The organism is Janthinobacterium amylolyticum, from assembly GCF_051380655.1.
In the GTDB taxonomy this organism is placed as follows: Bacteria; Pseudomonadota; Gammaproteobacteria; order Burkholderiales; family Burkholderiaceae_D; genus Janthinobacterium.
Genome location: NZ_JBNYXL010000001.1, coordinates 71,126 through 91,032 on the forward strand (window position 1 = coordinate 71,126; position 19,907 = coordinate 91,032).

A 19,907-nucleotide genomic window follows, 5' to 3' on the forward strand; every position below is an offset into this window, starting at 1 on the left:
GCGGGTAGAATAGGCACATGGACGCATTCAATCACTTGCCATCATTCGTGCTGTCGGCCGAGCTGGGCAGTTTTTCCGCCGCCGCGCGCCGCCTGGGCCTGACGCCCGCCGCCGTCAGCAAGAACGTGGCGCGCCTGGAAGCGGGCCTGGGACTGCGGCTGTTCCAGCGCAGCACGCGCAAACTGACCCTGACGGAAGGGGGCGAGCGCTTCCTGCAGCAGATCGGTGGCGCCCTGGCCACCTTGCAGGAAGCGATCGCCGGCGTGGCGGAAGAGGGCGGCCAGCCGGCGGGCATCCTGAAAATCAGCATGGCGCCATCGTTCGGGCGCAGCTATGTGGTGCCCTTGCTGGGCGACTTCATCGCGCGCCATCCGGGCGTGATCCCCGACTGCCATTTCGATAACCGGCAGGTGGATTTGATCGGCGAAGGTTTCGATGTCGCCATCGGCGGCGGCATCGAGCTGACGCCGGGCGTGGTGGCGCGCGAACTGGGCCATGTGCGCATCGTCGCCACGGCGTCGCCCGCCTTCATGCAGGGCAAGGCCATGCCCGCGCATCCGTCGGACCTGACCCACTTCGACGGCGTGGCGCGCCGCTCGGCCGGCAGCGGCAGGTTGCGCAGCTGGATACTGCGCGACGGCCAGGGCGGCGAAGGCGTGGCCGAATGCCGGCCGCGCGCCATCTTCGACGATCCGGAAGCGATGGCGCAGGCGGCCATCATGGGCGTCGGCGTGGCGTTGCTACCGATGCCGCACGCGCTGGCCCACTTGCGCAGCGGCGTCCTGGTGCGCCTGCTGCCCGGCTGGCATGCCGATTCCGGCCCCTTGTCCGTGTACTATCCCAGCAAGAAGCTGCTGCCCGCGAAGACGCGCGTCTTCGTCGATTTTTTGCTGGAGCAGTTCCGCCAGCGCGATTTCGCCGCGCAGATGCGGCCCGATTAAACGACAAAATTTTCCATGACGAGCAACTACAGCCTGTTTTACACCTTTGATGGCGATGTACCCGCCCGCTTCCGCGAGGCGCGCGTGTTTGGCGCGAACCTCTGGACGGCCGGCGGCGCGGCCATGACCTGGGGCGAGGAGGCGCGCAGCGGATACGCCAGCGAGGCGCTGGCGCGCGCTGCCTATGTGGCGCATTGCCAGGCCGCCCTCGACGAAGGCTATACGCTGGCGCGCGCCATGCTGATCGACCCGGCCGTATTCGATTTCGCGCTGCTGCAAAGCCTGGTGACGGACGCCACGCGCCTGGCTGTCGATGCCGTGCGCCGCGCCCATACCGGCCAGCATATCGACGCTTTCGCGCTGGTCAGCGACGACAGCGCCATGACCATCGGCCCGATGGCGAACAGCCGCGAAGCGCTGGCCGCCTCGGAATACGGCGAAGAGATGCTGTGGAATCCGGCCGAATGGGCGTTTGACGATGGCGGCGCGTATTTCGACAGCGCCTACCGCCTGCTCCTGCAGGCGCATCGCCACTTGCCGTTCGACGTGGATTTCACCGCCTTTCGCGCTGGCGTGTTCGAGGCCTGTATCGCGGCCCTGGCGCGGCTGGACGCAGAAGGGGTATTTGGCGCGGGCGCGCAGCGCGATGATTTCGTGTTGCTGTTCGAGGTCAGCGACAGCGAAGCGGTGGGAGGCGCGATGGCGCGATTGAATCCACCCGAGGTGATGGCGCGTTTCGTGCGCTGGATGGCGGGCGCTGCATGAGCGGCCAGGTACTGACCGCCGCGCTGCTGCAAGGCGGTGGCAGCAGTCTCCATGGCGGCCGATATGCGATCGCGGGGATGCTCGTTGTGGGGGAGAGTGCAAACCTGGAACTGGCCGATGGGCATTGCCCTGTGCGCCTTGCCATCCACGATGCGGAACTTGCCGGACGCTTGCTGGACCACGTCCCCTGCCATATGGGCGGCGCCTATCTCTATCACGACCCGGTGCGGCTCGTGGCAATCCTGGCGGCCGGTACGGACGGCTGCGTGGCCATCGCGCAGGTCGAATCGGGCATGCTTGAACGTGACGGCCGGCTTTTCCCTTTCTGACCTCGCCCCCTGGCTACACCGCCACCAGCCTCAATAGCGTAATCTCCGCCGGCGCCCCGATGCGTTTCGGCGGCCCCCAGTAACCGGTGCCGCGGCTCACATAAATCCACAGCCGGCCTTGCCGGTGCAGGCCCGCCACATAGGGCTGCTGCAGCGGCACGAAGAGGTTCCAGGGCCAGAATTGGCCGCCGTGCGTGTGGCCGGACAGTTGCAAATCGTAGCCTGCCGCTTCCGCTTCCGGCGCGCTGCGTGGCTGGTGCGCCAGCAGGATGCGGGGAATGCCGGCGGGAGCGCCGGCGATGGCGGCGTGCGGATCGCTCTTCTGGGCCGGGTCGAAACCGGCCGCGTTGAAATCGGTGACGCCGGCCAGGGCCAGGCGCGCGCCGCCGTGTTCCAGCAGCGCGTGTTCGTTCATCAGCACGCGCAAGCCCAGGCGGCGAAATTCCGCCACCCACGGCGCGGCGCCCGAATAATATTCATGGTTGCCCGTGACGAGAAACACGCCGTGGCGCGCGCGCAGCTCGCCCAGCGGCGCCGTATGGCTGGCCAGCTGCGCCACCGTGCCGTCGACCACATCGCCCGTGATGGCGATGATGTCGGCCTGCAGGCTGTTGGCGCGCGCGACGATGGCTTCCACATACGCGCGCTTGATGGTGGCGCCCACGTGGATGTCGCTCAATTGCACGATGCTCAAGCCTTGCAGCGCGGCCGGCAGGCCGGCGATGGGGACCGTCACTTCGCGCACGCGCGCCACGCGGCGGGCGTTGATGAAGCCAACAACGGTCGCCAGCAGGGCCAGAACCAGGACGGCCACGGCGGATGCCTGTGCATGCTGGCGCGCGGCGGGAATCAGCATCAGCAGGGCGCGCAGTACGGTAAGCACGAACAGCGAGGAAAAAAATCCCATGCACAGCGAGCCGGCCCAGCTCAGGCGGTCGGCCAGGCGCGCATCGTTGGTAACGGCGCGGGCGAAGATGGTCATCGGCATCAGCATGGTCGAGGCGAGCAAGACCAGGCCGCCCAGCAGCCAGCCGGCCAGGCCGACGGGCAGCGCCGGCAGCAGGAGCCAGCCCAGCAGGGCGTGCAGGGCGCCCAGTATCATGGTGATGCGCAGCAGTGGCGTGCGGGTTTTCATGTGATCGTTCCAGTGAGGGGGCGCGGCGGCGCAGGCGCTGCGCGGCCAGGGTCGTGTGCCGGACAAGCCGGACGGGCCGGCACTGTTGCCTCGGCCATCTTCCGATTATAGACGACGGCAGGTCAAGCAGCAGGCCCTCGCGGCCCGGCTCACTGCCCGATGTGCAGTCCCAGCGCGGCCAGCTTGCCGAAGTCGACAGGCTTGGCAAAGTGTTCATTGAAGCCCGCCGCCAAAGCCGCCTGGCGGTCGTGTTCCTGGCCATAGCCGGTCAGCGCCACCAGCTGAAATTGCTGCGGGATCGGCAACTGGCGCAGCTTGACCGCCACTTCGTAGCCGCTCATGTCGGGCAGGCCGATGTCGAGGAAGACGATGTCGGGCTTGAATTCCAGGGTGCGCTCGGCCGCCTGCGCGCCCGTGTAGGCCGTGCGTACCGCGTGGCCATACATATCCAGCAGTTCTGCCAGGGTGTCGGCCGCATCGCGATTGTCGTCGACGACGAGGATGCGCTGGCTGCTGCCCGCCACTGCCGCTTCCGGCACGGTGGCCGGCATCGGCACGTTGGCGACCAGCGGCAGCCGGACTTCGAAGGTGCTGCCCAGGCCCACGCCGGGACTGCTGACGCTGACCTGGCCGCCGTGCAGTTCCACCAGCGTGCGCACCAGCGACAGGCCGATGCCCAGGCCATCCTGCACCCGGTCCGGCGAATGGCCGCTTTGCGCGAACAGGCCGAAGATGCTGTCGATGCTGGCGGCGGCGATGCCGATGCCGTTGTCGCTCAGGCGTATGCGCACATTGTCGCCGTCGCGCGCGGCGGCGATGGCAATGCGCCCGCCGGGCGAGGTGAACTTGGCCGCGTTGAGCAGCAGGTTGGCGACAATTTGCGACAGGCGCACGGCGTCGCCGCGAACCCACAGTTCTTCCTTGGGCAAGTCGATGTCGATCGCATGGCCGCGCGCCTCGATGCTGTGCGAACTGGTTTCCAGCGCGCTGCGCACCACGCCTGCCAGGTTCACGCTGTCCCACTGCAGCGAGATCTTGCCTTGCGAAATACGCGACACGTCGAGCAGGTCGTCCACCAGGCGCACCAGGTGGTCCGTGTGGCGCCCGATGGTGCGGCGCGCATTGTCCTGCATGGCCGGCACCACGGGATCGAGCTTGCACAGCAGGGCCAGCGCCGTGCGGATGGGGCCCAGCGGATTGCGCAGCTCGTGCGCCAGGGTGGCGAGGAATTCGTCCTTGCGGCGGTCGACTTCGCGCAGTTCGCGCTCCACCTGGCCCAGGCGCAGCAGCGCCCGCACATTGGCGATCAATTCGTCCGCCTCGATCGGTTCGACCAGGTAGTTGTCGGCGCCGCCGTCAAGGGCGCGGATCTTGTCGGCCGTACCGATGCACGACGCCGACGTCTGCAGCACCAGGATGGTATTCGTTTCGGCGCCGCCCTTGAGCTGGCGGCACACTTCCAGGCCATTGATGTCGGGCAGCTTGACATCGAGCAGGATCAGGTTCGGGCGTTCCTGGCGTGCGCGCAGCAGCGCGTCGCCGCCGTTCGACGCTTCGATCACCTTGAAGCCGGCGCGTTTGAGGATGCGCGACTTGGCGTAGCGTGCGCCGTCGCTGTCATCGACGTTGAGGATCAGAGCATCGCTGTTGTTATCCGGTAGCATGCGCATCATCCCAGTTGGTGGTGCCTTGCGGCGGAGCCGGCTCTTGCCGGTGGTGTGTATTGCCGATCAGCGCGCGCAGGGTGGCCAGCAGTTGCTGGCGCAGCAGGGGCTTGACGTAGTAGGCGTCCGCGCCCAGCGCCAGGCCCTTGCGCTTGTCGTCGATTTCGGTGGCGACGATGATCGGTACCTGGCGCCGCAGCGGATCGTTTTTCAATTCGGCCAGCCAGTGCCAGGCATTTTCGCCATGCAGCAGGATGTCGAGGATGACGGCGGCGGGGCGCTGCTGTTCCCAGCGCTCCTGCGCCTCGCGCACGCTGCGCGCCGCCACCACGCGGAACTCGCTGCCGGCCAAAAATTTTTCATACAGCAGGCGGATGGGCGGATTGTCTTCCACCACCAGCACGGGGATGCGCTGGTCGTTGCCATTGTCGTTGGCCGGCGCGCACGGCGGCAGGCTGCCTTCCGGCGCGTGGTAGCTGGTGGGCAGGACGACGGAAAACAGCGAACCCTGGCCCAGGGTGCTTTCCACCGCCACCGTGCCATTGAGCAGGGTCGCCAGGTTGCGGCACAGGGGCAGGCCCAGGCCCGTTCCCTTGACCTTGCGCTGCATGTGGTTTTCCACCTGGCTGAATTCCTCAAAAATCACCTGCACGTCCTCGGCGGCTATGCCCAGCCCCGTGTCGGACACGGAAAAACGGATCGCATCGCGCTCCGGCAGCGGCGTGGCGCTGACGATGATGGCGCCCGCTTCCGTGAACTTGAGGGCGTTGGAAATGAAGTTGCGCAGGATTTGCGACAGCTTGCCTTCGTCCGTGTGGATGTGCAGCGCCGGGTTGGGGTCGATGAAGGTGAGCGTGAGCGACTCGGACACCAGGAGCGGGCGCAGCATGCCGCGCAGGGCGCTGAACAGGTCTGCCACCTGGAAGCTGTTGGCGTGCACGTCGACCTTGCCCGCCTCGATCTTGGCCAGGTCCAGCAGGTCGTTCACCAGGTCGTTCAGGCTGACGGCGCTTTGCAGGATGAACAGTACCTGTTTTTCCTGCTCCTCCGACAGATCGCCGTCGATGCGGTCAAGCAGCAGCTTGGACAGGGCGCGGATGGAGCTCAGGGGCGTGCGGAATTCATGGCTCATGTTCGACAGGAAGCGCGATTTCATCTGGTCGGCGCGGCGCAGGTGGTCGGCCTTTTCATCGAGTTCCGCGTACAGGGCCACCACGCCGCGGTTGGTGTCTTCCAGTTCGCGCGTCAGCTGCAGCAGGTCGTCCTGGCGCGTTTTCAGTTCGGCCAGGGTGGCCAGCAGCTCGCGGTTCTGCTGCTGCACTTCGGCCAGCGTGATGTCCGATGGCAGCGCCTGCAGGCTGCCGGAGAGGGCGCCGATCTTGCGCCCGTCGAGCAGCGGCGCGTCGCGGGGGAACAGCTTTTGCAGGGTGATGGCCGTGCCTATGCCCGGCACGCTGTGGATATGGCAGCGATCCATCAGGCGCTGTGCGCCGAGGATGCCCAGGCCCATGCCCGTGGGCGAACGGTAGCTGCCGGCCAGTATCTGCTCGAGCTGCGCGATGCCGGGGCCCTGGTCCTCGATGCGGATGCTGAACAGCTGCGGCGCCGTCTGGCCGTCGATGGCGAAATGGATCTTGCCGCTGCCCGCATAGTTGTAGACATTGCGCGCCAGTTCCGACACGGCCGTGGCGATGCGCACCTGGTCCTGCACGCCGAAGCCGCACAGGGCGGAGATCTGCCGCGCGCGCTGGCGCGCCCCCACCACATCGAGTTCGCTGGCGATATTCGCCGTCAATATGCGTTGAGTCATGCTCTTCCTTTCCTCATGCCGTTTCTTGTCCCGTCACGGCTTCGTGTTCTTCATGCTCGCGCAGCACCACCACCGTGATGTCGTCGCGGCCGCGCGCAAAGTCGCGGTACAGCACGGCGGCCACCAGGCTGGGGTGGCATTGCGCCAGGCCCGGATACTGTTCCAGGTCCCAGCGCGTGTGCAGGCCGTCGGTATGCATGACCAGCATGGTGCCCAGCTGCCATGGATAGCGGAATTCCTGCACCTTGCGCAGATTGCTGCCAACGATGCCATTATGCGACAGCAGGTGGCGCCGCTGATGCGCATCGAAGGCGCAGGCGGCGATATTGCCCACGCCGGCGTAGCGCAGTTCGCGGCGCGCGCTATCGATATGCGCCACCGCCATGGCCGCGCCGCGCGTGCCGCGCAGGGCGCCATGGGCCAGTTCGATGAAGGGCGCAGGCAGGGGCGGCAGGCCTGGCGTGCTGTTTTCCAGCAGCGCGCTGGCCGTTTCCGACGCCCTGGCTGCCAGCGGGCCGTGGCCCAGGCCATCGGCCACCATCAGGCTCAGTTCATGGCCTTCGCAGACGATATTCCAGGCGTCGCCGCAGACCTGTTCCGATGCCAGCGGCAGACAGACGGCGCCGATCTGCCAGTTCGGACTGGCGGGAATGCTGCTGCTGGCGTGCGGCCCCCATACCACCATCATCAGCGCCGTGCCCTTGCCGGGCGCCGTGTACAGGTCGAATTCCTGGCTTAGCCGGCGTATCGCGCCCAGCCCCACGCCATACGTGCCCGTGGTCGACTGGCCATCCTGCATGTGCTGGCGCACGTTGCCCATGCCCGGACCCTGGTCGATGGCCAGCACTTCGATGCCGCTGGTGCCGCCGCGCAGCACCTTGCGCAGCAGGATCTCGCCGCGCCGCGCGTGCTTGATGATGTTGGTGGCCGCTTCGCTGATGACGATGGCCAGCTGGCCCGCGCGTACATCGTCGAAGCCGACAAGGCGCGCCAGCTCGTTGCCGGCGCGGCGGGCCGCGGCGATCTCGCTCGGTTCGCCGATGGAAAAACTTCTTTGCCTGAGTATGTCGGGCTGCGGCTCCAGGTGGTTCAAAACAGTTTCCATTTCGCGATGATGACCGTGGTGCCCATGCCGGGCGCCGTGTCGATGTGAAATGCGTCGGCCAGGCGCTTGGCGCCACCCAGCCCCAGTCCCAGTCCGCCGCCGCTGGTGTAGCCATCGGTCAGCGCCAGGGGTATATCCTCGATGCCAGGTCCCTGGTCGACAAAGCGCAGTTCCAGTCCCTGGCGCGCGCCTTCGCTGACGCGCGCGATGCGCGCTTCGCCGCCGCCGCCGTAGCGCAGGGTATTGCGCGCCAGCTCGCTGGCAGCCGTGATGATCTTGGTCTGCTCGATCAGGCTGAAGCCCATGGCGACCATGCTGTCGCGTACCAGCTTGCGCAGGCGCACGACATCCTCGTCGCTATGCAGGGGCAGGATCTGCGGCGCCCCTGGCTGCGCGCGTTCCTGTGTCTGCGCGCCTAGCACGGCGCCCCCGTCATTCCCATTCGCCGCTCCGTTCCAGCAGCTTGATGCCCAGCTCGACGTTCAGCGCCGTGCTCACGCCCTCCAGCGCCAGGCCCAGCTCCACCAGCGTGATGGCGACGGCCGGCTGCATGCCGACGACCACCGTGCGCGCGTCGAGGATCTTGGCCATCGCCGCCGTGTTGCTGATCATGCGGCCGATGAAGGAGTCGACGATGTCGAGCGCGGAAATGTCGATCAGCACGCCCGTGGCGCGGTCCTTGACGATGCGTGTTGTCAGGTCGTCCTGCAAGGTCATGGCCAGGCGGTCATGCATGTCCACCTGGATGGTCACCAGCAGCAGCCGGCCCATGCGTAAAATGGGGATTCTTTCCATAGGCGCCTCAGTGCTGGTGCTGCTGGTAGGTGATGGTGGAACCCGTGCGTTTCAGGGCCACGACAAAGGCGTCGGCCAGGGTGGCCTTGGTAAGCACGTCTTCCAGGTTGACGCCCAGGTGCACGATGGTTTGCGCGATCTGCGGGCGGATGCCGCTGATGATGCAGTCGGCGCCCATCAGGCGCGCCGCCGCGATGGTTTTCAGCAGGTGCTGCGCCACCAGGGTGTCGACGGTGGGCACACCCGTGATGTCGATGATGGCGATCAGCGCGCCCGTATCGACGATCTTTTGCAGCAGGCTTTCCATCACCACCTGCGTGCGTGCGCTGTCGAGCGTGCCGATCAGGGGCAGGGCCAGCACGTTTTGCCACAGTTGCACCACCGGCGTGGACAGTTCCAGCAATTCCTGCTGCTGGCGCATGATGACCTGTTCGCGCGCCTTTTGATAGATGGCGATGGTCAGCAGGCCCAGTTCGTCGAACAGCTTGCTGGTGCTGACGATGGCGTCGCCAAGCTGCTGCGGCTGCTCGGCGAGTGCCTGGCGCAGGTAGGTATACAGCGGTTCCTTGAGGGAAAACACGAAGCTGGCAGTGTCGATCGGCGCATAGCCCTGGCGCACGCGCGACTGCGATATTTCGCCGAGCAGCTGGCGCGCGTCGTCCCAGGCGCCAGCGTCGATATCGAAGGAATCGCTGTTTTCCAGCGCGCGCACCAGCAGGGGCAAAAATTGCGACGCCTGCTGGCGCAGCTCGTTTTCCGCGATTTTGTCGCGCCGCACCAGACGGGCGATCAGGCCGGCCATCCAGCCGTCCAGCAGTTCCGTGTGGTGTTCGCTGATGATGGCGGCCAGTTGCTGCGCCTGGCCCGTGCCTGTCTTGATTTTCATGCTCATCCTTGGCTGGAGTAAAAGTTGCGCCGCGGCCTGCATTGGAAAGGGGGCCGTGCTGTCATGGACAAGTATAGGCAGGCGCGGCTTATTGTTGTGTTCTGTGCCGCACATAGTGGGCATGTCGATGCCTGTTTCGTGCAAAAACACCGCCTTTAAAGATGTAGATGATTTGAATGTTTAAGTGAATTCCGCTACACTGGCCACACTCAACAAGAGAGAAACACCATGAATATCGACAAATTCAAGCAGCAGCACCTGGCCATCCTGGCCGCCATCGATGACTTGCGCCAGCTGGCGCGCGGCGGCGTGGCCGCCCAGGCCCAGGCGATCGCCGGCCAGATCGTTGCCATGAGCGGCTTGATCAAGCTGCACCTGGCCGTCGAACAGCGCTATCTGTATCCGGCCGCGCAAGCGTCGGGCGTGGCAACAGTCGCCCGGATGGGACGCGCGTATGAAAACGAGATGCACGGCATCGCTGGCGCCTACCTGGAATTTGCCGGCCGCTGGAACACGCCCGTGCGCCTGGAAGCGGAGCCGGATGCCTTCCGCAGCGAAGCCAACAGCGTGCTGCATGCGCTGTACCAGCGTATGCGGCGCGAAGACAGCGAGCTGTATCCGGCCATTGAGACGCTTTAGGCAGCCGCTCATGCGTGCTGCGCGGCGTGCTTTGCGACCTGCGCTGCCCGACCACAAATCATTGCCGCTCGCTACGTTTTTTCGGCTGCCTTGCTTTCCGAATTGCCCATTTCAACCAATCCCACTGGAGTATCCATGCTGACCCAAGCACAACGCGCCATCATCACCGCCACCGTCCCCATCCTCGAGCAGGGCGGCGAGACGCTGACCCGCCATTTCTACCAGAATCTGTTCCGCGACCATCCCGAAGTGCTGCCGTACTTTAACCAGGCGCACCAGCACAGCGGCGAGCAGCAGCGCGCACTGGCCAATGGCGTGCTGATGTATGCCAAACATATCGACCAGCTCGACGCGCTCGGTAGCCTGGTATCGACCATCGTCAACAAGCATGTGGCCTTGCAGATCCGCGCCGAACACTATCCGCTGGTGGGCGCCAGCCTGCTGCAAGCCATCCGCGAAGTGCTGGGAGAAGAGGTCGCCAGCGACGCCGTTATCGATGCCTGGGGCGCGGCCTACGGCCAACTGGCCGACATCCTGGCCGGCGAGGAGGGGCGCATCTATCGACAGAAGGCTGCGGCGCCCGGCGGCTGGAGCGGCGCGCGCGATTTCCTAGTGCAAAGCAAGACCGCGGAAAGCGCCGAGATCACGTCGTTCCTGATGGCGCCCGCCGATGGCCTGCCCGTGCTGGACTTCGCGCCGGGTCAGTATATCGGCGTGGTGGCCGATGTTGATGGCGTGCCCATGCGCCGCCAGTATTCCCTGTCGGCCGCCAGCAATGGCCAGACCTACCGCATCAGCGTCAAGCGCGAGCAGGGCGGCAAGGTGTCGAATTTCTTCCATGACCGCGTGCAGGTCGGCGATACCGTCCAGCTGACGCCGCCGTCGGGCGACTTCGTGCTGACGGACAGCGACAAGCCGCTGGTGCTGATCAGCGGCGGCGTGGGCATCACGCCGACCCTGGCCATGCTGACGGCGGCGCTGCGCGGCAAGCGCCCCGTGCACTTCATCCACGCGGCGCGCCACCACGGCGTGCATGCGTTCCGCCAGCAGATCGACGCGCTGGCCGCGCAGCACCCGCAGCTGAAACGCTATTACTGCTACGCGCAACATGCCGGCGAACAGGACGCGCCGGACGCGGTCGGCTTGCTGAGCAAAGAGCGCCTCGATCATTGGCTGCCTGTATCGCGCGACGTCGATGCGTATTTCCTGGGACCGCAACCGTTCATGCGCGCCGTCAAGCAATACCTGCGCGAACTGGGCGTGCCGGAACAGCAGACGCATCATGAATTCTTCGGCCCGGCCGCCGCGCTGAACTGACTGTTTGTCGCTACGGTGTTGCCCTGGCGTGAAAAAATTTCCGCCGTAAGGGGCGGGTAAGCCTCGGCCTGTACTGTGAATCCAAGCTCGCACAAAAGAGCAGGCATTCACATAACAGGAGGCAACACAATGCATGACGATCTGGTTCAAAAAATCAAGCGCGACCCCAGCTACCATGAGCTGGTCAGGGTACGCTCCCGCTTCGGCTGGGCGCTGACGGGCGTGATGCTGGTGGTGTACTACGGCTACATCCTGCTCATCGCTTTCAATAAGGAATTTCTTGCCACCAAAACCGGTGTCGGCGTCATGACGTGGGGCATGCCGATCGGCCTGTTCGTCATCCTGTTTACCGTGCTGGTGACGGGCATTTATGTGCGCCGCGCCAACAAGCAATTCGACGACCTGACCAGCGCCATCCAGGCACGGGTGCAGGCATGAGCGGCGCCGTCACGATGCAGCGCAAACTGTCCTGCCTGGCAGCTCTGAGCTTGCTGGGTGCCACGGCCAGCAACAGCGTGCTGGCGGCCGGCGCCGACCTGGGCCAGGCGCAACAGCAACCGACCAACTGGACGGCGATCATCATGTTTGCCGCCTTCGTCATTTTAACCCTGTTCATCACCAAGTGGGCGGCCGCGAAAACCAAGTCGGCCTCCGACTTCTACACGGCAGGCGGCGGCATCACGGGCTTTCAAAATGGCCTGGCGATCGCCGGCGACTATATGTCGGCCGCGTCCTTCCTCGGCATTTCCGCCGCCGTCTTTTTGAACGGCTACGATGGCCTGATCTATGCCATCGGCTTTCTCGTCGGCTGGCCCATCATCACCTTCCTGATGGCCGAGCGCCTGCGCAACCTGGGCCGCTTCACCTTTGCCGACGTGGCCGCCTACCGCTTCAAGCAGGCGCCGATCCGCATTTTCTCGGCCTCCGGCACCCTGGTGGTCGTGGCCTTTTACCTGATCGCGCAGATGGTGGGCGCGGGCCAGCTGATCAAGCTGCTGTTCGGCCTGGAATACTGGATTGCCGTCGTGCTGGTCGGTACCCTGATGATGATCTACGTGCTGTTCGGCGGCATGACAGCCACCACCTGGGTGCAAATCATCAAGGCGGTGATGCTGCTGGGCGGCGCCAGTTTCATGGCCATCGCCGTGCTGGCCCAATTCAATTTCAGCCCGGAAGCCCTGTTCGCCAAGTCCGTCGAAGTGCACGCCACCAAGGAAGCCATCATGGGCCCTGGCAGCTTCATCAAGGACCCGATCTCCGCCATCTCGTTCGGCATGGCGCTGATGTTCGGCACGGCCGGCCTGCCGCACATCCTCATGCGCTTCTTCACGGTGCCGAGCGCCAAGGAAGCGCGCAAATCCGTGTTCTGGGCTACCACCTGGATCGCCTATTTCTACATCCTGACCTTCATCATCGGCTTTGGCGCCATCGTGCTGGTGAGCACCAATCCTGACTTCAAGGATGCTGCTGGTAAATTGTTGGGCGGTAATAACATGGCGGCCGTGCATCTGGCCAAGGCCGTGGGCGGCGACGTCTTCCTCGGCTTCATGTCGGCCGTGGCATTTGCCACCATCCTGGCGGTGGTGGCGGGCCTGACCCTGTCGGGCGCCTCGGCCGTGTCGCATGACCTGTACGCCACCGTGTTCAAGAAGGGCAAGGCCACGGGCGCCAACGAACTGAAGGTATCGCGCCTGACCACCATTGCCCTGGGCATCATCGCCGTGGTGCTGGGCATCGTGTTCGAGAAGCAGAATATCGCTTTCATGGTGTCGCTGGCCTTCGCCATCGCCGCTTCCGCCAACTTCCCCGTGCTGTTCATGTCGGTGCTGTGGAAAGACTGCACCACGCGGGGCGCCACCATCGGCGGCTTCATCGGCCTGATCACGGCCGTGGGCCTGACGGTGGTATCGAAGTCCGTGTGGGTCGACGTGCTGGGCTACGGCGAAGCGCTGTTCCCGTATGCTTCGCCCGCCATCTTCTCGATGACGGCCGGCTTTGTCGGCATCTGGCTGTTCTCGGTGCTCGACAAGAGCCCGCGCGCGCGCATCGACCGTGCCGGCTACGAAGCGCAACAAATGCGTTCGGAAACAGGCATCGGCGCGGCAGGTGCCAGCGCGCATTGATATTGCTGATGTAGTTGCTGAAACAAACAATGCCCGGTTCGCCGGGCATTGTTGTTTCTGACGCGGCTTTTTACCTGGCCACGCGCAGCGGTATCACGCCCGGCGCCAGTGCGGGCGCGCCTGGCGTTTCCGCCAGTATCGAGGCCAGGGTCACGGTGTCGAGCACGGCCAGGAAGGCGGCCGTGGCCTGGCCCAGCTTGGCCTTCAGCTGACAGTCTGGTGTCAGCGGACAGGTGTTGTTGTCCTTGTTGAAGCACTCGGCCATGAAGAAGTCGCTTTCCGTCTCGCGCACGACGGTGCCGATATTGATCTCGGCCGGCTCGCGCGCCAGGCGCAGGCCGCCATTTCTGCCGCGCACGGTTTCCACGATGCCGGACAAGCCCAGCTGATGCACCACCTTCATCAGGTGATTCTTCGAGATGGAGTGCAGGTCGGCAATATCCTGGATGGTCACGAGGCGGTCGCGGTGCACGCCCAGGTACATCAGGGTGCGCAGGGTGTAGTCGGTGTAGGCAGTCAGTCGCATCGTCGGTGGCGTTGATAAAGATGTGGATTACATCCTTCTTTCTGGCTGCCAGCATACAGGAAAAGTGTCTGGCCAGTGCCGGGCCGCTGCGCATTTTCACGTCACATTTCCGCCTCGAAAGGCAAAAGTTGGTTGCCTTTCGCTCAAATGCGTAGTAAATTTTCATATTGTTGCCTTGGCAAACAGCTTGTACGCCCGTAAAAGCCCTTTGAGCATGGATTTTGTTGATGGAAATCAAGAGGATGGTGAAACAATAAGGTAAATTTACTACAAATTGGACGATGGGCGTTTCCCGGCCGGGAAGCGCGTACTACGCAATCTGTGCGGTGCCGGCAAGGCGGCCGCCCCAGGAAATACATACCATGCAAATGAATGAAGTGAAAGACGAGCTGCTGAGCAGCGATATCCGCCAGCTGGGCCGTCTCTTGGGCGACGCCATCCGCAATCACCTGGGCGACCCTGCCTTTGAACGCATCGAACATGTACGCCAGCTGGCCATCCGTTTCCGCCGCGACAATGACGCAGTGGCAGGCACGCAACTGTCGGATGCGCTGCAAGCGCTGTCGCAGGAAGAAACCACCCAATTGACACGTGCCTTCAGCTACTTCTCGCTGCTGGCTAATATTGCCGAAGATCAGCATCACATTCGCCGCACGCGCGCCCATTTGATCGCCGGCTCGCCGCCGCGCCAGGGTAGTCTCAGCCATGCCGTCGGCAATGTGCTGGACGCGGGCCAGGCCGATGCCCTGGAAACTTTCTTTGAAGACGCCTTTGTCAGCCCCGTGTTCACGGCGCACCCGACGGAAGTGCAGCGCAAGAGTATCCAGAATTGCCAGATGGCCATCGCGCGCCTGTTGAACGAACGCGACCGTGTGCAGATGACGCCGGAAGAGGTGGAGCAGAACGAAGAAGCGCTGGGCCGCGGCATCGTCACCCTGTGGCAAACGCGCTTGCTGCGGACGAGCAAGCTGTCCGTCATGGATGAAGTGGCCAATGGCCTGTCGTTCTACGACCACACGATTTTGCGCGAACTGCCGAAGTTGTATTCTTCGCTGGAAAGCATGCTGGCCCAGCGCGATGCCCGCTGGGAAGATGTGGAATTGCCCAATTTCATGAAGGTCGGCAGCTGGATCGGCGGCGACCGCGACGGCAACCCGTTTGTCACGGCCGACATCCTGCGCAGCACCCTGCAAACCCAGGCTGACAAGGTGCTCGATTTCTACCTCGGCGAGTTGCGCAAGCTGGCGTCGCAACTGTCGCTGGCGCAAATATTGAATTCCTGCAGCGAACCGCTGCGCGCGCTGGCTGAACGTTCGGCCGATGCCTCGCCGCACCGCGTGGACGAGCCGTATCGCCGCGCCCTGCACGGCATCCACGCGCGCCTGGAAGCCACGCGCGTCGTGCTCACTGGCAAGGGCAGGCAGGCCGACGGCGTGCAGTCGTACGCTTCCGCTGCCGAGCTGCTGGCCGACCTGGACGTGGTGCAGCATTCGCTGGTCAGCAATGGCTTGCGTTCGCTGGCCCGAGGCCGCCTGCGCCAGCTGCGCCGCGCCGTCAAGGTGTTTGGTTTCTCGCTGGCACCGCTGGATTTGCGCCAGAATTCCGACGTGCACGAGCGCGTGGTGGGCGAACTGTTTGCTGGCGTCAAGCCTGGCCTCGTCTACCTGGACCTGGACGAAGAGCAGCGCATCGCCTTGCTGCTGGCCGAGCTGGACTCGCCACGCCTGCTGACCTCGCCTTATGCGCAATACTCGGAAGAAACCACGTCCGAGCTTGACATCTTCCGCGCCGTGCGCGAAGCGCATGTCAAATATGGCAAGGAATCTGTGCCGAATTGCATCATCTCGAAGGCGGCCAGCGTCTCGGACTTGCTGGAAGTGGCCTTGCTGCTCAAGGAAGTGGGCTTGCTGCGCCAGGACAGCCGCGAAGTGGACGTCAACATCATCCCGCTGTTCGAAACCATCGACGACTTGCGCGCCGGCCCCGCCATCATGGCGCGCGCGTTCGGCCTGCCGTTCTACCGCGGCTTGCTGGCCTCGCGCGGCGACCAGCAGGAAGTCATGCTTGGCTATTCGGACAGCAACAAGGATGGCGGTTTCCTCACTTCCGGCTGGGAACTCTACAAGGCCGAGATCGAGCTGGTGAATGTCTTCAAGCAATACCAGATCAAGCTGCGACTGTTCCATGGCCGCGGCGGTTCCGTGGGCCGTGGCGGCGGACCCAGCTACGAAGCCATCCTGGCCCAGCCGGCCGGTGCCGTGCAAGGCCAGATCCGCCTGACGGAGCAGGGCGAAGTCATCACGGCCAAATATGCGAACCCGGAAGTAGGGCGCCGCAACCTGGAAGTGCTGGTGGCCGCCACCATCCAGTCGACCCTGCTGCCGCAGGCGCAGCTGCAACCGAAGGCTTCGGCTGGCGCCGGCCATTTGGCCGCCATGGAAGAATTGTCTGGCACAGCCCTGAACGCCTACCGCGACCTGGTCTACGGCACCGAGGGCTTTGAACAGTATTTCTGGGAATCGACCGTGATCGCCGAGATTGCCGCGCTGAACATCGGCAGCCGTCCCGCCTCGCGCAAGAAATCCACGTCCATCGAGGATTTGCGCGCCATTCCGTGGGTCTTGAGCTGGGCGCAATGCCGCTTGATGCTGCCGGGCTGGTTCGGTTTCGGTTCCGCCGTGCAAGCCTACCTGGCCGCCCATCCGGCCGATGGCGCGGACGTGCTGCGCGGCATGTACACGGACTGGCCCTTCTTCACGTCCTTGCTGTCGAACATGGATATGGTGCTGGCCAAGAGCGACATCGCCATCGCCGGCAAGTATGCGGAACTGGTCAAGGACAAGGCCTTGCGCGATGCCATCTTTACCCGCATCCGCGCCGAATATGCGGCCACCCTGGACGCCTTGAAACTGATCACGGGCCAGGAAGAGCTGCAGCAAGCCAATCCGCTGATGCAGCGCTCGATCCGCAACCGTTTCCCTTACATTGATCCGCTGAACCACGTGCAGGTCGAGTTGCTGCAGCGTTTCCGCGAAGGCAAGCAGGATGCGGCGGCGCGTACGGGCATTCATTTGTCGATCAATGGCATCGCGGCGGGGCTGAGGAATAGTGGTTGATTCTTTTTAACCCAAGGGCAAATGCTGGGGTTGGTTTTAAATAAAACATCAAGGAGACAGCATGACCATCAAAGTTGCCATCAATGGCTATGGCCGCATCGGCCGCAATGTCTTGCGCGCGTTTTATGAAGGCGGCAAGCAGCAGGATATCGAAATCGTCGCCATCAATGACCTGGGCGACGCCAAGTCGAATGCGCATTTGACGCGCTATGACACGGTGCACGGCAAGTTTCCCGGCGTTGTCACCATCGATGGCGAGAACATGCTCGTCAATGGCGACCGCATCCGCGTCTTCGCGCAACGCGACCCGGCCCTGATTCCCTGGGGCGAGCTGGGTGTCGATGTGGTGCTCGAATGCACGGGTTTCTTCACCACCAAGGAAAAAGCCTCGGCCCACCTGAAGGGCGGCGCGAAAAAAGTCATCATTTCCGCGCCGGGCGGCAAGGACGTGGACGCCACCATCGTCTTTGGCGTGAACCAGCATGTGCTGAAAGCCACAGACACCGTGATTTCCAACGCCTCGTGCACGACGAATTGCCTGGCGCCACTGGTCAAGCCGCTCAACGACGCCATCGGCATCGAATCGGGCCTGATGACCACCGTGCACGCCTACACGAATGACCAGGTGCTGTCCGACGTGATGCATGAAGACTTGCGCCGCGCCCGCTCGGCCACGCATTCGATGATCCCCACCAAGACGGGCGCGGCTGCCGCTGTCGGCCTCGTCTTGCCGGAACTGAACGGCAAACTGGACGGCTTTGCCGTGCGCGTGCCGACGATCAACGTTTCTCTGGTCGACCTGTCCTTCATCGCCAAGTGCGACACGACGGTGGTCGAAGTCAACGCCTTGCTGAAAGCGGCGTCGGAAGGCGCGCTGAAAGGCATCCTCACATACCAGACGGAGCCGCTCGTTTCCATCGATTTCAACCACAACCCGGCTTCGTCGAATTTCGATTCGACCCTGACCAAGGTGTCGGGCCGCCTCGTGAAAGTGTCGTCGTGGTATGACAACGAGTGGGGCTTCTCGAACCGCATGCTCGACACCACGGTCGCCCTGATGGCGGCCAAGTAAGAACACAGTACCAGCGCTGATCCAGCGCACCAGGACGGCCGGCCCACAAGGCTGGCCCTTGTAGCAACACGACTCATTAATAGAAAGCAGCACACCATGACCATGCAAGTACAGCAACGCGCCACCAAGATCGTTTCCACCATCGGCCCCGCTTCGAACGATATCGATACCCTGGTCCGCATGTTCAAGGCCGGCGTCGACGTCGTGCGTCTGAACTTCTCGCATGGCAAGGCGCAAGACCATATCGACCGCGCCCGCATGGTGCGCGAAGCGGCTGCCCTGTGCGGCCGCGAAGTGGCCATCATGGCCGACTTGCAAGGCCCGAAGATTCGCGTGGGCAAGTTTGAAGAAGGCAAGATTTTCCTGGAAAATGGCGCCAAGTTCATCCTCGACGCCAAGTGGGGCGAGAACGGCGAACTGGGCAACATCGAGCGCTGCGGCCTCGACTACAAGGAATTGCCGCGCGACTTGCGTGCTGCCGACGTATTGCTGCTCAACGACGGCCTGATCGTGCTGACGGTCGATAAAGTCGTCGGCAGCGAAATCCACACCACCGTCAAGATCGGCGGCGAGTTGTCGAACAACAAGGGCATCAACCGCCAGGGTGGCGGCTTGTCCGCGCCTGCCCTGACGGCGAAAGACATGGAAGACGTGAAAACGGCGATGAGCTTCCAGGCCGACTACGTGGCTGTTTCGTTCCCGAAAAACGCCACCGACATGGTCATGGCGCGCCAACTGGCCAATATCGCCGGCGAAGCGTGGGACCACAAGCCGATGATGATCGCCAAGATCGAGCGTGCGGAAGCCATTCCCGCCCTGCAAGAAATTCTCGATGCGTCCGACGGCATCATGGTGGCGCGCGGCGACCTAGCCGTGGAAGTGGGCAACGCGGCCGTGCCGGCCCTGCAAAAGCGCATGATCAAGATGGCGCGCGCGTCAAATAAACTGGCGATCACGGCCACGCAGATGATGGAATCAATGATCGTCAACGCCGTGCCGACCCGCGCGGAAGTGTCGGACGTGGCCAATGCCGTGCTGGACGGCACGGACGCCGTCATGACCTCGGCGGAAACGGCATCGGGCCGCTATCCGATCGAAACGGTGGAAGCCATGGCCGCCATCTGCCTGGATGCGGAAAAGTGGGATACCTGCAAGCTGGACGCCGATTTCCTCAACGCCACGTTCTCGCGCATCGACCAGTCGATCGCCTACGGCGCCCTGTTTACGGCCCACCATTTGCGCGTGAAGGCGATTGCCACCCTGACGGAATCGGGCTCCACGGCACTGTGGATGAGCCGCTGCAACATCGACATCCCCATCGTCGCCCTGACCCCAAGCGTGGGCACGCGCCGCAAGCTGGCCCTGTACCGCAATGTCAGCACCCTGGAACTGACCTCCGGCACGGACCGCGACAAGGTCTTGCAGCAGGCGGAAGACTTGCTGGTGGAACATAAAGTCGTGGCCAAGGGCGACACCGTCGTGCTGACCTGGGGCGAGCCGATGGGCAAGGTCGGCGGCACGAATGCGCTGAAAATCATGAAGATCGGGCAGCACTGACCGGCGCTTGCCGGTTGATCAGCCTGCAAATACGTCAGCGCAGGCCGGCGTAGGTCGGCTTAGCGCTGCGCGCGTAAGCCGACAATAGCCACTTCAGCCGGCCCTGCACGGTCCCGCATGCCGCGCG

At 64.0% G+C, this 19,907-nt stretch carries 18 protein-coding genes; 10 read left to right on the top strand and 8 right to left on the bottom strand.

All coding sequences use genetic code 11. The annotated features are described in order from the left end of the window. The first annotated feature begins 17 nt into the window (after nt 1–17). Genes ACQ4WR_RS00350 through ACQ4WR_RS00360 form a run of 3 tightly spaced genes read left to right on the top strand, consistent with a single transcriptional unit; the run spans nt 18 to nt 2,035 of the window. The gene (locus ACQ4WR_RS00350) at nt 18–941 is read left to right on the top strand and encodes a LysR family transcriptional regulator (RefSeq protein WP_436484524.1); all 924 of its coding nucleotides are present in this window, start codon (nt 18–20) and stop codon (nt 939–941) included. A gap of 15 nt (nt 942–956) precedes the next feature. After that, entirely contained in the window at nt 957–1,706 is a 750-nt protein-coding gene (locus ACQ4WR_RS00355; protein WP_436484526.1) for a DUF4303 domain-containing protein, read from the top strand. Then, nucleotides 1,703–2,035: a hypothetical protein gene (locus tag ACQ4WR_RS00360; protein WP_436484527.1), complete on the top strand. Its 333-nt coding sequence runs from the start codon at nt 1,703–1,705 to the stop codon at nt 2,033–2,035. Before ACQ4WR_RS00355 ends, ACQ4WR_RS00360 begins: the two co-directional genes overlap by 4 nt. A gap of 13 nt (nt 2,036–2,048) precedes the next feature. Here the strand turns inward: ACQ4WR_RS00360 and ACQ4WR_RS00365 are convergent, their stop codons facing one another. The 7 genes from ACQ4WR_RS00365 to ACQ4WR_RS00395 all read right to left on the bottom strand — a co-directional run bounded on the left by ACQ4WR_RS00365 (nt 2,049) and on the right by ACQ4WR_RS00395 (nt 9,430). Then, nucleotides 2,049–3,170 (bottom strand): metallophosphoesterase, encoded by a 1,122-nt coding sequence (locus tag ACQ4WR_RS00365; RefSeq protein WP_102296252.1) that lies wholly within the window; start codon nt 3,168–3,170, stop codon nt 2,049–2,051. Nucleotides 3,171–3,319: 149 nt separating this feature from the next. Beyond that, complete coding sequence (locus ACQ4WR_RS00370; RefSeq protein ID WP_436484529.1) at nt 3,320–4,834, bottom strand: ATP-binding response regulator; 1,515 nt, start codon at nt 4,832–4,834, stop codon at nt 3,320–3,322. Further along, nucleotides 4,821–6,644, bottom strand: coding sequence for an ATP-binding protein (locus ACQ4WR_RS00375; protein ID WP_102296254.1), 1,824 nt, complete (start codon nt 6,642–6,644; stop codon nt 4,821–4,823). The genes ACQ4WR_RS00370 and ACQ4WR_RS00375 overlap by 14 nt, the downstream gene beginning before the upstream one ends. Nucleotides 6,645–6,657: 13 nt before the next feature. Then, nucleotides 6,658–7,749: an ATP-binding SpoIIE family protein phosphatase gene (locus tag ACQ4WR_RS00380; RefSeq protein ID WP_436484531.1), complete on the bottom strand. Its 1,092-nt coding sequence runs from the start codon at nt 7,747–7,749 to the stop codon at nt 6,658–6,660. Further along, nucleotides 7,734–8,171, bottom strand: coding sequence for an anti-sigma regulatory factor (locus ACQ4WR_RS00385; RefSeq protein WP_436484533.1), 438 nt, complete (start codon nt 8,169–8,171; stop codon nt 7,734–7,736). The genes ACQ4WR_RS00380 and ACQ4WR_RS00385 overlap by 16 nt, the downstream gene beginning before the upstream one ends. A gap of 10 nt (nt 8,172–8,181) precedes the next feature. Continuing rightward, nucleotides 8,182–8,544, bottom strand: a complete 363-nt coding sequence (locus ACQ4WR_RS00390; RefSeq protein ID WP_102296258.1) for an STAS domain-containing protein — start codon at nt 8,542–8,544, stop codon at nt 8,182–8,184. A 7-nt stretch (nt 8,545–8,551) separates the two neighbouring features. Next, the gene (locus tag ACQ4WR_RS00395) at nt 8,552–9,430 is read right to left on the bottom strand and encodes an STAS domain-containing protein (RefSeq protein WP_102296284.1); all 879 of its coding nucleotides are present in this window, start codon (nt 9,428–9,430) and stop codon (nt 8,552–8,554) included. A 228-nt stretch (nt 9,431–9,658) separates the two neighbouring features. Here ACQ4WR_RS00395 and ACQ4WR_RS00400 point away from each other — a divergent pair, with 228 nt between their 5' ends. From ACQ4WR_RS00400 to ACQ4WR_RS00415, 4 genes are all read left to right on the top strand, one after another. After that, complete coding sequence (locus ACQ4WR_RS00400; RefSeq protein WP_102296260.1) at nt 9,659–10,069, top strand: hemerythrin domain-containing protein; 411 nt, start codon at nt 9,659–9,661, stop codon at nt 10,067–10,069. Between the two features lie 135 nt (nt 10,070–10,204). Further along, the gene (hmpA, locus tag ACQ4WR_RS00405; RefSeq protein ID WP_102296261.1) at nt 10,205–11,386 is read left to right on the top strand and encodes an NO-inducible flavohemoprotein; all 1,182 of its coding nucleotides are present in this window, start codon (nt 10,205–10,207) and stop codon (nt 11,384–11,386) included. 129 nt (nt 11,387–11,515) lie between these two features. Then, nucleotides 11,516–11,824, top strand: coding sequence for a DUF485 domain-containing protein (locus tag ACQ4WR_RS00410; RefSeq protein WP_102296263.1), 309 nt, complete (start codon nt 11,516–11,518; stop codon nt 11,822–11,824). A gap of 14 nt (nt 11,825–11,838) precedes the next feature. Next, nucleotides 11,839–13,509, top strand: coding sequence for a cation acetate symporter (locus tag ACQ4WR_RS00415; protein ID WP_436485364.1), 1,671 nt, complete (start codon nt 11,839–11,841; stop codon nt 13,507–13,509). A gap of 70 nt (nt 13,510–13,579) precedes the next feature. On the opposite strand, the gene ACQ4WR_RS00420 is transcribed toward ACQ4WR_RS00415, so the two are convergent. Further along, nucleotides 13,580–14,035 (bottom strand): RrF2 family transcriptional regulator, encoded by a 456-nt coding sequence (locus ACQ4WR_RS00420; protein ID WP_102296265.1) that lies wholly within the window; start codon nt 14,033–14,035, stop codon nt 13,580–13,582. A 362-nt stretch (nt 14,036–14,397) separates the two neighbouring features. On the opposite strand from ACQ4WR_RS00420, the gene ppc reads away from it, so the two are divergent. The 3 genes from ppc to pyk all read left to right on the top strand — a co-directional run bounded on the left by ppc (nt 14,398) and on the right by pyk (nt 19,780). Beyond that, nucleotides 14,398–17,151: a phosphoenolpyruvate carboxylase gene (gene ppc / locus ACQ4WR_RS00425; RefSeq protein WP_219726853.1), complete on the top strand. Its 2,754-nt coding sequence runs from the start codon at nt 14,398–14,400 to the stop codon at nt 17,149–17,151. 61 nt (nt 17,152–17,212) lie between these two features. Continuing rightward, nucleotides 17,213–18,223, top strand: a complete 1,011-nt coding sequence (gap, locus tag ACQ4WR_RS00430; RefSeq protein ID WP_436484537.1) for a type I glyceraldehyde-3-phosphate dehydrogenase — start codon at nt 17,213–17,215, stop codon at nt 18,221–18,223. A 96-nt stretch (nt 18,224–18,319) separates the two neighbouring features. Further along, the gene (pyk, locus tag ACQ4WR_RS00435) at nt 18,320–19,780 is read left to right on the top strand and encodes a pyruvate kinase (RefSeq protein WP_083292642.1); all 1,461 of its coding nucleotides are present in this window, start codon (nt 18,320–18,322) and stop codon (nt 19,778–19,780) included. Nucleotides 19,781–19,907: the final 127 nt, after the last annotated feature.

What these genes read in the sequence shown, in the direction of transcription:
- ACQ4WR_RS00350 (WP_436484524.1), top strand. Translation starts at nt 18, where the DNA reads ATGGACGCATTCAATCACTTGCCATCATTCGTGCTGTCGGCCGAGCTG.
- ACQ4WR_RS00420 (WP_102296265.1), bottom strand. Translation starts at nt 14,035, where the DNA reads ATGCGACTGACTGCCTACACCGACTACACCCTGCGCACCCTGATGTAC.
- ACQ4WR_RS00360 (WP_436484527.1), top strand. Translation starts at nt 1,703, where the DNA reads ATGAGCGGCCAGGTACTGACCGCCGCGCTGCTGCAAGGCGGTGGCAGC.
- ACQ4WR_RS00410 (WP_102296263.1), top strand. Translation starts at nt 11,516, where the DNA reads ATGCATGACGATCTGGTTCAAAAAATCAAGCGCGACCCCAGCTACCAT.
- ppc (WP_219726853.1), top strand. Translation starts at nt 14,398, where the DNA reads ATGCAAATGAATGAAGTGAAAGACGAGCTGCTGAGCAGCGATATCCGC.
- ACQ4WR_RS00415 (WP_436485364.1), top strand. Translation starts at nt 11,839, where the DNA reads ATGCAGCGCAAACTGTCCTGCCTGGCAGCTCTGAGCTTGCTGGGTGCC.
- hmpA (WP_102296261.1), top strand. Translation starts at nt 10,205, where the DNA reads ATGCTGACCCAAGCACAACGCGCCATCATCACCGCCACCGTCCCCATC.
- pyk (WP_083292642.1), top strand. Translation starts at nt 18,320, where the DNA reads ATGACCATGCAAGTACAGCAACGCGCCACCAAGATCGTTTCCACCATC.
- ACQ4WR_RS00370 (WP_436484529.1), bottom strand. Translation starts at nt 4,834, where the DNA reads ATGCTACCGGATAACAACAGCGATGCTCTGATCCTCAACGTCGATGAC.
- ACQ4WR_RS00355 (WP_436484526.1), top strand. Translation starts at nt 957, where the DNA reads ATGACGAGCAACTACAGCCTGTTTTACACCTTTGATGGCGATGTACCC.
- ACQ4WR_RS00380 (WP_436484531.1), bottom strand. Translation starts at nt 7,749, where the DNA reads ATGGAAACTGTTTTGAACCACCTGGAGCCGCAGCCCGACATACTCAGG.
- ACQ4WR_RS00390 (WP_102296258.1), bottom strand. Translation starts at nt 8,544, where the DNA reads ATGGAAAGAATCCCCATTTTACGCATGGGCCGGCTGCTGCTGGTGACC.
- ACQ4WR_RS00375 (WP_102296254.1), bottom strand. Translation starts at nt 6,644, where the DNA reads ATGACTCAACGCATATTGACGGCGAATATCGCCAGCGAACTCGATGTG.
- gap (WP_436484537.1), top strand. Translation starts at nt 17,213, where the DNA reads ATGACCATCAAAGTTGCCATCAATGGCTATGGCCGCATCGGCCGCAAT.
- ACQ4WR_RS00365 (WP_102296252.1), bottom strand. Translation starts at nt 3,170, where the DNA reads ATGAAAACCCGCACGCCACTGCTGCGCATCACCATGATACTGGGCGCC.
- ACQ4WR_RS00400 (WP_102296260.1), top strand. Translation starts at nt 9,659, where the DNA reads ATGAATATCGACAAATTCAAGCAGCAGCACCTGGCCATCCTGGCCGCC.
- ACQ4WR_RS00395 (WP_102296284.1), bottom strand. Translation starts at nt 9,430, where the DNA reads ATGAAAATCAAGACAGGCACGGGCCAGGCGCAGCAACTGGCCGCCATC.